This is a genomic window from Gluconobacter sp. ESL1110 (assembly GCF_058107395.1).
The window spans coordinates 1-12,867 of sequence record NZ_JBYLUK010000001.1 but is presented as its reverse complement, the minus strand read 5'-3'; the positions used below and the strand labels follow the sequence as shown (position 1 = coordinate 12,867).

9 protein-coding genes and 1 pseudogene are annotated in these 12,867 nt (G+C 56.6%); 8 read left to right on the top strand and 2 right to left on the bottom strand.

Features of this window, described 5'->3' with window-relative positions:
* The first annotated feature begins 8 nt into the window (after positions 1-8).
* The 7 genes and pseudogenes from proS (at position 9) to recO (ending at position 9,647) form a co-directional block, all read left to right on the top strand.
* On the top strand, positions 9-1,325 hold the full coding sequence (proS, locus tag AC3B6F_RS00050; protein ID WP_489822934.1) for a proline--tRNA ligase: 1,317 nt from the start codon (positions 9-11) through the stop codon (positions 1,323-1,325).
* Positions 1,325-2,588, top strand: a pseudogene (locus AC3B6F_RS00045) (lipoprotein-releasing ABC transporter permease subunit). Before proS ends, AC3B6F_RS00045 begins: the two are co-directional and overlap by 1 nt.
* Entirely contained in the window at positions 2,581-3,270 is a 690-nt protein-coding gene (locus tag AC3B6F_RS00040; protein ID WP_489822932.1) for an ABC transporter ATP-binding protein, read from the top strand. Before AC3B6F_RS00045 ends, AC3B6F_RS00040 begins: the two are co-directional and overlap by 8 nt.
* A gap of 61 nt (positions 3,271-3,331) precedes the next feature.
* Positions 3,332-6,754, top strand: coding sequence for a DNA polymerase III subunit alpha (gene dnaE, locus AC3B6F_RS00035; protein ID WP_489822931.1), 3,423 nt, complete (start codon positions 3,332-3,334; stop codon positions 6,752-6,754).
* A gap of 171 nt (positions 6,755-6,925) precedes the next feature.
* Complete coding sequence (rpsB, locus tag AC3B6F_RS00030; RefSeq protein WP_010501435.1) at positions 6,926-7,711, top strand: 30S ribosomal protein S2; 786 nt, start codon at positions 6,926-6,928, stop codon at positions 7,709-7,711.
* Between the two features lie 105 nt (positions 7,712-7,816).
* Positions 7,817-8,725 (top strand): translation elongation factor Ts, encoded by a 909-nt coding sequence (gene tsf / locus AC3B6F_RS00025; RefSeq protein WP_010501436.1) that lies wholly within the window; start codon positions 7,817-7,819, stop codon positions 8,723-8,725.
* Between the two features lie 127 nt (positions 8,726-8,852).
* Complete coding sequence (gene recO / locus AC3B6F_RS00020; protein WP_211568756.1) at positions 8,853-9,647, top strand: DNA repair protein RecO; 795 nt, start codon at positions 8,853-8,855, stop codon at positions 9,645-9,647.
* On the opposite strand, the gene AC3B6F_RS00015 is transcribed toward recO, so the two are convergent.
* Complete coding sequence (locus AC3B6F_RS00015) at positions 9,607-10,083, bottom strand: hypothetical protein (RefSeq protein ID WP_211568655.1); 477 nt, start codon at positions 10,081-10,083, stop codon at positions 9,607-9,609. The two genes, recO and AC3B6F_RS00015, sit on opposite strands and share 41 nt — an antisense overlap.
* Between AC3B6F_RS00015 and parC the strand changes: the two genes are divergently transcribed.
* Complete coding sequence (parC, locus tag AC3B6F_RS00010) at positions 10,060-12,270, top strand: DNA topoisomerase IV subunit A (RefSeq protein ID WP_211568656.1); 2,211 nt, start codon at positions 10,060-10,062, stop codon at positions 12,268-12,270. The genes AC3B6F_RS00015 and parC overlap by 24 nt on opposite strands.
* 4 nt (positions 12,271-12,274) lie before the next feature.
* Here parC and AC3B6F_RS00005 read toward each other — a convergent pair.
* Positions 12,275-12,867, bottom strand: a 593-nt coding sequence (locus AC3B6F_RS00005; RefSeq protein ID WP_489822930.1) for an arginyltransferase, incomplete at its 5' end; no start/stop codon positions are given.

The window sequence follows — 12,867 nt, the reverse complement described above, 5'->3', positions numbered from 1 at the left end:
AATAGAGTATGCGTCTGAGTAAAGCCTTTCAGCCGACGCTGAAGGAAGTCCCGGCGGAGGCGCAGATTGCGTCTCATCGCCTTATGCTGCGTGCAGGTCTGGTTCGTCAGACATCGTCCGGTATTTACGCCTGGCTGCCAGCTGGTCTGCGCGTTCTGCGGAACATCGAGAAGATCATTCGCGAAGAGCAGGATGCCATTGGGGCTCAGGAAGTCCTGATGCCGACGCTTCAGTCTGCTGATCTGTGGCGCCGTTCGGGGCGTTATGACGCTTACGGTCCGGAAATGCTCCGTATTCAGGATCGGCATGGTCGTGAACTGCTGTATGGACCGACCAATGAGGAAATGATCACGGATATCTTCGGATCGTCCGTCAGTTCCTACAAGCAGCTTCCGAAGGCGCTATATCACATCCAGTGGAAGTTCCGTGATGAGGTTCGCCCGCGCTTCGGTGTGATGCGTGGTCGTGAATTCCTCATGAAGGATGCCTACTCCTTCGATGCAGACTATCAGGGCGCGGTTAACAGCTATCGCCGCATGATGCTGTCCTATCTGCGGATTTTCCAGCGTCTTGGCGTTCGCGCTGTGCCAATGGTTGCAGATACGGGACCGATCGGTGGTGATCTCAGCCATGAGTTTCTGGTTCTGGCCCCGACAGGTGAAAGCGGCGTGTTCTTCGATGCGGCTCTTGAAGAGCAGGATTGGCTGGGCCGTCCGGTGGACTGTGACAACGAAGAAGATCTCGCTGCATTCTTCTCTTCCGTAACGGATCACTACGCCGCAACGGATGAGAAGCATGATGAGGCTGCCTGGGCAGAAGTGCCGGATGACCGGAAGCGGGAAGGGCGTGGCATCGAAGTGGGCCACATCTTCTACTTCGGCACCAAGTACACGGAATCCATGGGCATTGAAGTCAGCGGCGCCGATGGGGCGAAGTTCTCGCCTCATATGGGTTCTTATGGCGTCGGTGTGTCCCGTCTGGTTGGCGCGATCATCGAGGCCTCGCATGACGAGGCTGGGATCATCTGGCCGGATTCCGTCGCACCGTACAAAGCTGCGATCCTGAATTTGCGCCCGGGTGACGAAGCCTGCGATGCAATCTGCGAAGAGATCTACGGGTCCAATCCTGAGAACTTCATGTACGATGACCGCTCCGAGCGTGCAGGCGTGAAGTTTAATGATGCGGATCTGATGGGGCATCCCTGGCAGATCATTGTTGGTCCGCGCGGTGCCAAGGAAGGTAAGGTTGAACTGAAGCGCCGTGCAGACGGCGAGCGGTTCGAGCTGCCGGTGGCTGAAGCGCTGGCCAAGATCGGAGCAGTCTGATGTTTGGCCGCTTCGAGCGTATGGTGGCGGGGCGCTATCTGCGTGCCCGCCGTGGCGAACGCTTCGCCTCGATCATTGCAGTTTTCTCATTGGTCGGCATTGCGCTCGGGGTGGCCACGCTCATCATCGTCATGTCGGTGATGAACGGGTTCAAGGCTGATCTGATGGGGCGGATCCTTGGCTTGCACGGGGATCTCACCGTGTTTGGCTACGGGCGGCCTATCGAGGCCTATCAGAACGACGTCGAGGCTATTCGTTCTGTGCCGGGCGTGAAGTCAGTCATTCCCATGGCGCAGGGGACTGTACTTGTCGAAGCTGGTCGGTATTCGACTGGCGCAGAGGTTCAGGGTGTCGCCCAGCAGGACCTTCGGGATTGGCGTGCTCTGAGTAGTGGTGTCATCGCCGGCTCGATTGATCGTTTCACTGGAGACGACGCGGTTGCCATCGGGACGACGATGGCAGATCGTGCTGGCTTGACGATCGGCTCCCCCATTACGCTCCTGTCCCCGGATGGTCAGGCAACCGGATGGTCAGGCAACGCCGTTTGGCACAATGCCGCGTGTAAAAACATATCATGTGGCCGCGATCTTCGATGCCAACTGGAACGACTATAATTCAAACATTGTTCTGGTACCGCTTCCTGCTGCACAGAAATTTCTGATGCTTGGGAATGCCGTTTCCCTGATTCAGGTCTCGACCAACGATCCGTCGAACGTCCAGCCTACACGTCAGGCCATTGCGCAGCGCCTTGATGACCCACGTCTTCGGGTTCTGGACTGGACGCAGAGCGCAAACGGTTTTCTCGATGCCGTCACGGTCGAGCAGAACGTCATGTTCCTCATCCTGACGCTCATCATTCTGGTTGCGGCCTTCAATGTGATTTCGTCCCTCATCATGATGGTGAAGGATAAGACGCGCGATATCGCTGTGCTTCGTACGCTTGGTGCAAGCCGCGGCGCGATCATGCGAATCTTCCTGATGAATGGTGCATTTGTCGGGATTGTTGGAACCGCGGCAGGGTCGGCACTGGGTATCGCGTTTGCGCTCAATATTGAGCGTATCCGCCAGTGGCTCCAGTCTTTGACGGGAACCAATCTTTTCAATCCGGAAGTCTATTTTCTTGAGCGGCTGCCAGCCAAACTTGTCTGGTCGCAGGTTGGAGAGGTGATTGCCATGTCATTGGTGCTGTCGCTCTTGGCCACACTGTATCCGTCCTGGAGAGCTGCGCGGACTGATCCAATCGAGGCTCTGCGCCATGAGTGAAGCCCGCGTGACAGCCCTAAGGCTCGAAAATCTGGCCCGTCGTTTCAAATCTGGCGAAGAAACTCTGGAGATTCTCTCTGGAGCATCGCTCTCTCTTTATCCAGGCGAAATCGTAGCTCTTGTAGCGCCGAGCGGTACTGGTAAATCCACGCTGCTTCATTTGGCTGGCCTGCTTGAGGCGCCGACTGAAGGCGCAGTTTATATTGATGAAAAGCCAGTCAGTGGCCTGAGCGATACAGTGCGGACTGCTGTGCGCCGGGATCAGATTGGTTTCGTGTACCAGTTTCATCATCTTCTTGGTGAATTCACGGCTTGTGAGAACGTGATGCTGCCTCAGTTGGTGGCTGGCGTTTCTGCAAAAGCCGCAAAAGCGCGTGCAGAGGATCTGCTAGGTCGTTTTGGCCTGTCTCATCGCCTCAATTCCCTGCCTGGACGTCTTTCTGGTGGAGAGCAGCAGCGAACCGCGATTGCTCGTGCGCTTGCCAATCGTCCAAAGCTTCTTCTGGCGGATGAACCGACAGGCAATCTGGACATCGCGACTTCCGATCATGTTTTTGACGAACTCCTGCGTGTGGTGCGTGAGGAGGGCGTTGCAGCCCTTATCGCAACCCACAACAAGGAACTCGCAGCACGCATGGATCGCACGGTTACGTTGCGGGATGGAAAGCTCGTTCCTTTCTGAATTGCCCTGAACTGGCGAGAAGGGCGCTGTATCTGCTCGTCGGTCCTGATAGAATGATCGCATGTCTCATGCCGATTTCGTTCATCTTCGCAATCATTCCGCATACTCCCTGAGTCAGGGAGCCATTCGCATTGCAGATCTCGTCGGGCTCGCCACCAAAAATGCCATGCCTGCCGTTGCTTTGACGGATAGTGGCAATCTTTTCGGGGCGTTGGAATTTTCCCTCTACTGTCGCAATGCCGGTGTTCAACCTATCGTGGGCTGCCAGCTCTCCCTACCATCGCGTAGCACAAAACCTGGCGCGCCTTCCGAGCCGCTGGTGGTTCTGGCACGGAACGAAACGGGTCTTGCCAATCTGCAGATCCTGTCCTCGCATGGCTTCCTGAACGGTGATCCGGCTGACCCGACTGTTGCTGTAGATGTTCTGTGCCAGCATGCGGATGGTCTTTTTCTGCTCACCGGGGGTAATCGTGGGCCGATCAATCGCCTGATTTATGATGAACAGAAAGACGAGGCGGAAGTTCTTCTGCGCCGTTTGATGGAGGCATTTCCCCAGAACATTGCAGTCGAACTGAATCGTCTGGGTGAGGCTGGCGAGCGGGAAATTGAGAGTATTCTTGTGCCTTTGGCCGATAAGCTCGACATTCCTCTTGTCGCGACCAATGAATGCTTCTTTCCCACGCCGCAGATGCATGAAGCGCATGACGCGCTGATCTGTATCGCACAGGGGCGGACCATGGCGGAGGCTGACCGCTGGCATGTTTCACCGCAGGCATGGTTCAAGACGCCTGCCGAAATGCGTGAGCTTTTCAAGGATCTCCCGGAAGCCTGTGATAACACGCTGATTATTGCGCAGAAATGCGCTGTGGCCGCCTGTACCCGCAAGCCACTGCTGCCCATCTGTCCCAAGGTTCGCGAAGGTTCAACGGAAGAAGAAACGCTGCGAGCCATGGCGTGGGAAGGGCTGGAAAAGCGGCTTGAGGCGATCAATGCCGATGAAGATAAACGGAAAATCTATTCCGAACGTCTTCAGACGGAACTCGACATCATCGCGAAGATGGGATTCCCAGGTTACTTCCTGATCGTTGCCGACTTTATCCAATGGGCCAAGGCTCATGATATTCCCGTGGGGCCAGGACGTGGATCGGGCGCTGGATCACTGGTCGCTTACGCTCTGACCATTACCGATATCGATCCGCTTCCATTCGGGCTCCTGTTTGAGCGCTTCCTGAACCCGGAACGCGTCTCGATGCCTGACTTTGATATCGACTTCTGTCAGGATCGCCGTGACGAAGTGATCCGATATGTCCGCGAAGAGTACGGCGGCAGTCGCGTCGCTCAGATCATTACTTTTGGAAAGCTGCAAGCGAAGGCGGCTGTCCGGGATGTCGGGCGTGTGCTGGGTCTGCCTTACGGCATGGTTAATCGCGTTGCCGAGCTTATCCCGAACAATCCCGCGAAACCTGTTACGCTGGCGCAGGCGATCGAAGGAGAGCCGCGCCTGCAGGAAATGCGGGACAGTGATGAAGCCCTGAAGCGTCTTTTGGAAATCGCGCTCCAGCTTGAGGGGCTCTACCGCCATGCCTCAACCCATGCTGCGGGTGTGGTGATCGGGGATCGTGAACTGGTCGAACTTGTACCGCTCTATCGCGATCCGAAGAGCGATATGCTGGTTACCCAGTACAACATGAAGTTCGTTGAGCAGGCTGGGCTGGTGAAATTCGACTTCCTTGGCTTAACGACCCTGACAATTTTGAAAAGAGGTCTAGATTTCCTTAAAGAACAAGGTGTTATAGTCGATCTCTCACGTATTCCTCTGGATGACGCTAAGACCTTCGAAATGCTGGCCAAAGGGGATACGGCCGGTGTCTTCCAGTTCGAAGGCGCGGGTATGCGGGACATGCTCAAGCAGATGGCTGCCAGCCGTCTGGAAGATCTGATTGCAGGCGTGTCTCTGTATCGCCCGGGACCAATGGCCAACATTCCGGATTACTGCCGCCGCAAACATGGTGAACCATGGGAGCCGCCGCACGAAGAGATCCGTGACATCCTTGAAGAGACCTATGGCATCATGGTCTATCAGGAACAGGTCATGCAGATCGCCCAGAAGATGGCAGGCTACAGTCTGGGTGGCGCTGATCTTCTAAGACGCGCCATGGGCAAAAAGATCGCGTCCGAAATGGAGAAGCAGCGCGAGATCTTTACGGAAGGTGCAACAGCCAGAGGAATTCCTCAAGACAAAGCCGTCGAAGTCTTTGATCTTATGGCTCGTTTTGCTGATTATGGCTTCAACAAGTCTCACGCTGCGGCCTATGCGCTGGTTTCGTATCAAACAGCGTGGATGAAGGCGAACCATCCTGTAGCTTTCCTTGCGGGCTGCATGTCGCTCGCGCGGGAAAAGACAGATAAGTTGGCAGCCCTCTGTCAGGAAGCGCGGCGGATGAACATTAAAGTTCTCCCTGTCGACGTCAACAAGTCCATGGCAGATTTCTCGATCGAGACACTTGAGGATGGTCGTCAAGGAATTCGATACGCCCTATCCGCCATCAAGCGTGTTGGTGCAGCCGCAATGGACTCTGTCGTTGCCGCCCGCGGTAATAAGCCTTTCCAGGATCTAACGGATTTTGCAGAGCGTTGTGATCCCAAAAGCCTGAATAAGATACAGATAGAAAGTCTTGCAAAATCAGGGGCTTTCGACAGTCTTCTTAAGGATCGTCATACTGTTTTTTCGAGTGCAGACATTCTGTTACGTCGGGCGCAGTCGCGGGCTCAGGAGCAGCAGATGGGCCAGTCAGGATTGTTTGGCGGTAGCGGCCAGGATCGTGAGATTCTGCGGTTGAATGAAGGGCGTCCGTGGCCGGATTTCGAGCGCTTGTCGCTTGAGGCCTCGGCCATTGGCTTTCACATGAGTGCTCACCCGTTGGATGCTTATCGTACGGTTCTTAGAAGGCTTGGTGTCACACCCTCTAACGCTCTGGAAAATGCAGCAAAAACAGGCACTATGCGCGTTAAGATAGCGGGGTGCGTTGTTGATAAGAAAGAGCGTCCGACCCGCACTGGCAAAAAGATGGCCTGGGTCAATCTTTCGGACAGCGGTGGCGGGTGTGAAGTTACGCTTTTCGCGGAAACTCTGATTTCGTGCCGGGATCTTCTGGTGGCTGGACAGGCTATTCTGGTGACAGCAGAGCTTAAACTGGATGGAGATGCACTGCGGATTACGGCGCAAAGCGTCATGGATCTCGAAACCGCTGCTGCGGCTGAACGGTCTGAAATGCGCGTATGGCTGAAGCAGATGGATGCGCTTCCCACGCTTTCTGAAATGTTGGCGGAGATGCGGGGAGGACACGGGAAAGTTGTTTTCCTGCCCTCTCTCGAAGAAACAAGAGATGTGGAAATCGCCCTTCCAGGCACATATCGCGTCACACCACGTCTGGCTGAACGCCTACGGACTGTTCGGGGAGTCGAGAAGGCTGAACAGCGCTGATCTGGCGGAAAACCCTTGCAATCTGACCAAAGATCGGCCATATCGCGCTCGTCCGCTGGCATCCCTCGTGGGAGAAGGCGGTCAATCCGCACGCATGGCCCTGAGGTTTTCTGGTGTTCCGCAAGGGACGTCGCCATGCGGAGGTCCAACCAGATGCTAGGAATTTGAATCATGGCAATGCCAGAATTCACCATGCGCCAGCTGCTCGAAGCCGGTGTTCACTTCGGTCACCACACCCGTCGCTGGAACCCGGCCATGGCGCCGTACCTGTTCGGTGTTCGCAACCAGGTCCACATCATCGACCTGCAGCAGACGGTTCCGCTGCTCGACCGCGCTCTGAAGCTGGTCCGCGAGACGGTTGCCAACGGTGGCCGCGTTCTGTTCGTTGGCACGAAGCGCGCTGCTGCTGAGCACGTTGCTGAAGCTGCACAGCGTTGCGGTCAGTACTATGTGAACCATCGCTGGCTCGGCGGCATGCTGACGAACTGGAAGACCATCACGGGCTCCATCAAGCGTCTGCGCCAGATCGATGAAATGCTTGCTGGTGACACGGCTGGTCTGACGAAGAAGGAAGTTCTCGACATCACGCGTGACCGCGAGAAGCTCGAGCGTTCCCTCGGCGGCATCAAGGAAATGGGCGGCCTGCCTGACCTGATTTTCGTGATCGACACGAACAAGGAAAAGCTGGCTGTTGAAGAAGCCAACAAGCTGGGGATCCCGGTCATCGGCATTCTGGACAGCAACTCCAACCCGGCTGGCGTTACGTTCCCGATCCCGGGCAACGACGATGCAATCCGTGCGATCACGCTGTATTGCGACCTGATCTCCGGCGCAGTTCTGGACGGTATTTCCGCTGAACTGGCTGCTTCGGGTCATGACATCGGTGCTGAAGAAGAACTGCCGGCTGAGACGGCTGTTCTGGAAGCCGCTGAAGAGCAGGCTCCAGCCGCCAACTGAGACAGCGTGCCGTGTCATCATCTGAAGATGCGGTAACTGGAAGAAACATGCATGCGGTCGGGCGTTTACGCTCGGCCGCATGATCTTTTCGAGGGATAAGAGAACATGGCAGAAATCACCGCAGCCCTGGTTCGCGAACTGCGCGAGAAGACCGGCGCAGGCATGATGGATTGCAAGAAGGCTCTGACGGAAGCCGCTGCTGACATGGAAGCAGCCATCGACTGGCTTCGCACCAAGGGTCTGTCCCAGGCTGCCAAGAAGTCCGGTCGTACAACGGCTGAAGGTCTGGTTGGCGTTGTCTCCGGTCCGAACCGCGCCGCTATGGTTGAAGTCAACGCTGAGACGGACTTCGTTGGCCGTAACGAAGCATTCCAGGCTTTCGTTGAGCAGGTTGCTCAGGTTGCTCTGGAAGTTGGCGAAGATCTGGAAGCCATCAAGGCAGCCAAGGTTCCGTCCGGCCGTACGGTTGCTGACGAACTGACGCATCTGATCGCTACGATCGGCGAAAATATGTCGATCCGTCGCGCTCGCGTTCTGTCTGTTGAGTCCGGTGTTGTCGCCAGCTACGTCCACAGCGCACTGCGCCCGGGCATTGGCAAGATCGGCGTTCTCGCAGCTCTTCAGGCTCCGTCCGAGTCCGACGCTCTCCTGACGCTCGGCCGTCAGATTGGCATGCACGTTGCTGCAACCCGTCCGGCTGCTCTGGATGTTGCAAGCGTCGATCCGGAGTCTCTGGAGCGTGAGCGTACGGTTCTGATCGAGCAGGCCCGTGATTCCGGCAAGCCGGAAGCCATCATCGAGAAGATGGTCGAGGGTCGTATCCGCAAGTTCTACGAAGAAGTCGTTCTTCTGGAGCAGGTCTGGGTTCTCGATGGCGAAAGCCGCGTGGCCAAGGTTGTGGAAAAGTCTGGCGCGAAGCTGGTTGGCTTCGAGCGCTTCCAGCTTGGTGAAGGCATCGAGAAGGAAGAAAACGACTTCGCTGCCGAAGTGGCTGCCGCTGCTGGCACCAAGTAAGATCTTTTTCCATTTGACCAGGCAGGCTTGTCTGCCTGGTTGAAACTGAAAGAGATTGGAAACTCCCGCACGGTACTCGTGCGGGAGTTTTTCTGTTTTTGGTCTTTGTCGGGAGCATCGTGCTGTGATGGAGTGGGAAGCGGCTGCACTGGTCCTGTCTGTTCGTCCTTACGGAGAAGGCAGTGCTCTTGTTCATCTGCTGAGCGAAGAGCATGGCGTTTCACACGGAATGGTGCGCGGTGGCGGGTCCAGAAAACAGGCCCCTCTTTGGCAAACAGGTAATCTTGTTATGGCGCGCTGGCGTGCCAGACTGTCAGATCAGCTTGGTGCCATTACAGCTGAACCTGTTCAGAGTGTAGGGGCAAGACTGCTTGATCTTCCTCTTCAACTGGCCATGGTGAGTAGTGCGTGCGCTCTGGCGGATGGTGCTCTACCCCAAGGGGAAGCTCATCCCGAACTTTTCATGCGCCTGATCCGGCTTCTGACGTTGATAGGAATCGCGCCTAAGCCGCCTCCTATAGCGGCCTATCTGCGCTGGGAACGAGAATTACTGGGCGAACTGGGTTACGGACTGGATCTTTCTGCCTGTGCCGTCACCGGAGGGTGTGACAACCTGAATTTTGTCTCCCCAAAGTCCGGGCGCGCCGTGAGCGACGAGGGTGCTGGTGCCTGGCGCGACCGGCTGTTGGTGCTTCCTGCGTTTCTGGCCAATGAAACGGAAGAGGGTAGCCCCGAAGACTGGTTGGCAGGAATGACGCTGACCGGCCACTTTCTTTCACGGTGGGTTTTTGGCGTGCGGCACCAGCCCTTGCCTGCGGCGCGCGAAAGGCTATTCGAGCGTATTCGCAGGTTGGCTGGAAAAGATGAGGCTACCGAAGATCTCAATATCGAACCTGCACAGGACCCGGACGAACTCCGCTGACGACATCCGGGTCGGCAGTCCAGTTCCAGACGGACCAGTCCCATCCCGGATGCTGGTTAATTTCCGCTGTCATGCGCTGCTCATCATCGGCGGAAACAGGGTGGCTGAGTTGATAGGCATGATAGGCCACCATATTGCCCATATAGACGCACCCGCATGCGGTCGGGTCCGCATAGAGCATCACGGCGACATTGCCCTGCATGCGATAGGTCATGGTGTTCGGAGGCAGCAGGTTCATCATCTGCCATCGGGCTGTGGTATTAGCCTCATGGGCGACAAAGCCGTTGCGGGCCAGCGTGTCTTCTTCATGAAGGATCGGCCGGTATGGCGAACAGCCTGAAAGAAGAACGAGCGCAACGCTGGACAGGAGCGGGCGCCAGTGTCTAAGTCCTGCTGAGAAAAGGGGAAGTGCATGGGCGTTGATCTGGCGGGTCATATTGAGGATACCAAGCTCGCGGAGGCTCTGAGTGAGCGATATATTGCGTATGCGATGTCGACGATCATGTCGCGGTCCCTTCCGGATGTGCGTGATGGTCTCAAGCCGGTGCACCGGCGCCTCCTCTATGCGATGCAGCAGCTACGCCTTGATCCCACATCAGGGTTTAAAAAGTGTGCACGTGTCGTCGGTGACGTGATCGGTAAGTTTCACCCGCACGGTGATGCGTCCGTTTACGAAGCACTGGTGCGTCTGGCGCAGGATTTCGCCGTTCGGTATCCGCTCGTCGAAGGACAGGGCAATTTCGGCTCCATCGACGGCGATGGCGCAGCGGCCATGCGTTATACGGAAAGCCGCCTGACCGAGATCGCGCAGACGTTGCTGGACGGTATCAATGATGATGCCGTGGATTTCCGTCCGACGTACGATAACGAAGACCACGAACCTGTCGTCCTGCCAGGCACATTCCCGAACCTGCTGGCCAACGGAGCAGCTGGCATCGCTGTCGGCATGGCGACGAGTATTCCGCCTCATAATGCCGCGGAAATTTGTCGTGCGGCGAAGTATCTGATTGAAAAGCCTGATGCGACCGTCGCTGAACTGGTCGATTTCATTCCCGGTCCGGATTTCCCGACCGGCGGTATTCTGGTTGAAGATCGCGAGTCGATCATTCGTTCCTATGAAACCGGTCGTGGCAGCTTCAGGACGCGTGCGCGCTGGGAAGTGGAGCAGGGCAGGTTTGGAACCTGGTGTATCGTTGTCACGGAAATTCCCTATCAGGTTCAGAAGTCCCGTCTGATCGAACAGATCGCCGAGCTGATGGAGCAGCGTAAGCTGCCGCTGCTCGGAGACGTGCGGGATGAGAGCACGATGGATATCCGTCTGGTGCTGGAACCCAAGACCAAGGGGTGTGACCCTGAAGTCCTGATGGAGACGATGTTCCGCAATACAGCGCTGGAAAACCGCTTCAGCCTGAACATGAATGTTCTCGGCGGAGACCGCGTGCCGGGTGTGCTATCAATCAAGCAGGTCATTCAGGCCTGGCTGGCGCATGTCCATGAAGTGCTGGTGCGTCGGTCCAATCATCGTCTTGCGGCCGTTCTGCGTCGTCTGGAAATCCTGGATGGTTTTCTGGCGGTTTATCTTAATCTGGATGAAGTCATTCGCATCATCCGGGAAGAAGATGAGCCGAAGGTCAGCCTGATGAAGACGTTCAGCCTGACGGATATTCAGGCGGAAGCCGTTCTCAACATGCGTCTGCGCTCGTTGCGTCGGTTGGAAGAAATGGAGATCCGCAAGGAGCGGAATGCCCTTGCGGATGAGCGCAAGTCTCTTGAGACCCTTCTGGGATCTGAAAAGCGCCGCTGGACCCGGATTGGCAAGGATCTGGATGCAACGATCAAGAAGTTCGGAAGTGGCCCGCTGGGCGATCGACGGACGCAGATTGCACAGCCCCCTAAAGCTATCGATATTTCGGCAGCACTTGAAGTGGATCGCGAACCACTGACCATTCTTCTGTCTCGCGAGGGCTGGATCAGGGCCATGAAGGGACATGGGCTGGACCCACAGGGGCATCGCTTCAAAGAAGGGGACGAAGCCGGTCTCATGGCAGAATGTCAAAGCACGGATCGGATCTGTCTGATTGCCAGTGGAGGCAAGGCGTTCACGCTCAAAGCCGCGGATCTGCCCCGTGGACGTGGCTTTGGTCAGCCTGTTCGGACGCTTGTGGATATTGCACAGGAAGAGCGTGTGGTTGCGATGTTCCCTGTCATGGAAGACGGCAAGCGCCTGATCGCGTCTGAGAGTGGGCGTGGCATGATTGTTTCTGAAGCTGGGATCGTGGCGGAGAAGCGGACCGGTAAGCAGGTCTTCAACGTCAAGGAGGGCGAAAGCATCTTCGCCTGCATCCCGGCTGTTGGAACGCATGTGCTAGCTCTAGGACAAAACAAGCGTGCCCTGATCTTCCCAATGGAGCAGGTGCCGGAGATGAGCCGTGGATCGGGCGTCTCCTTCCAGAAGCTTGGAGAGAGCACACTGCGTGATCTCCGGGCTTTCACGCTTGAGGATGGACTTCTGTGGCAGGAGGGACAGCGCGTCCGCCCGGCTGCCGATCTGGCACCGCTGGAAGGGCGCCGTGGGGCGGTTGGGAAGGCTGCACCGCAATGGATGCTGCGCAAACCGAACTAATCCTTCAGGGGGATATAATCAGGGGGGTCCAGTGACCACCCTGAAAAATCTCGGCAGGCTGGAAGGTGGCTTTGTAAGCCATTTTCTGACTGCCAGGGACATAATACCCCAGATAGAGGTGAAGATGTCCGCGCTGTTTGGCTAGGTGGAGCAACCACAGAATCGAGAATGTTCCCCAGGACGCAGCAGGGGTCGTGGGGTCGTAAAAGGTGTACACGGCGGACAGCCCGTCCGACATGACATCGATAAGAGACACACAGACGAGTTGGTCTGCCGACGTGCGAAACTCTATGACAATGGTTTCGACTGGCGTGTTTGAGATCAGATCGGCGTAGTCCTGCCAGGACATATGGGCCATATCCCCATCTGTATGGCGGCTTTTCTGATACGCCTGAAACAGTGCAAACTGTTCCGGCGTTGGAATTGGCGCTGTGATGGCAGCCTTGACGTCCTGATGGCGTTTCCAGATGCGTTGCTGTGTGCGGGACGGCCGGAAAAGAGCCACAGGCAGGCGCATCGGTTTGCAGGCCCGGCAGTCCATGCAGACGGGGGCATAGGCAATCGTGTGGCTGCGTCTGAACCCGGCCTGGGAAAGAC

What these genes read in the sequence shown, in the direction of transcription:
- proS (WP_489822934.1), top strand. Translation starts at nt 9, where the DNA reads ATGCGTCTGAGTAAAGCCTTTCAGCCGACGCTGAAGGAAGTCCCGGCG.
- AC3B6F_RS00040 (WP_489822932.1), top strand. Translation starts at nt 2,581, where the DNA reads ATGAGTGAAGCCCGCGTGACAGCCCTAAGGCTCGAAAATCTGGCCCGT.
- dnaE (WP_489822931.1), top strand. Translation starts at nt 3,332, where the DNA reads ATGTCTCATGCCGATTTCGTTCATCTTCGCAATCATTCCGCATACTCC.
- rpsB (WP_010501435.1), top strand. Translation starts at nt 6,926, where the DNA reads ATGGCAATGCCAGAATTCACCATGCGCCAGCTGCTCGAAGCCGGTGTT.
- tsf (WP_010501436.1), top strand. Translation starts at nt 7,817, where the DNA reads ATGGCAGAAATCACCGCAGCCCTGGTTCGCGAACTGCGCGAGAAGACC.
- recO (WP_211568756.1), top strand. Translation starts at nt 8,853, where the DNA reads ATGGAGTGGGAAGCGGCTGCACTGGTCCTGTCTGTTCGTCCTTACGGA.
- parC (WP_211568656.1), top strand. Translation starts at nt 10,060, where the DNA reads ATGGGCGTTGATCTGGCGGGTCATATTGAGGATACCAAGCTCGCGGAG.
- AC3B6F_RS00015 (WP_211568655.1), bottom strand. Translation starts at nt 10,083, where the DNA reads ATGACCCGCCAGATCAACGCCCATGCACTTCCCCTTTTCTCAGCAGGA.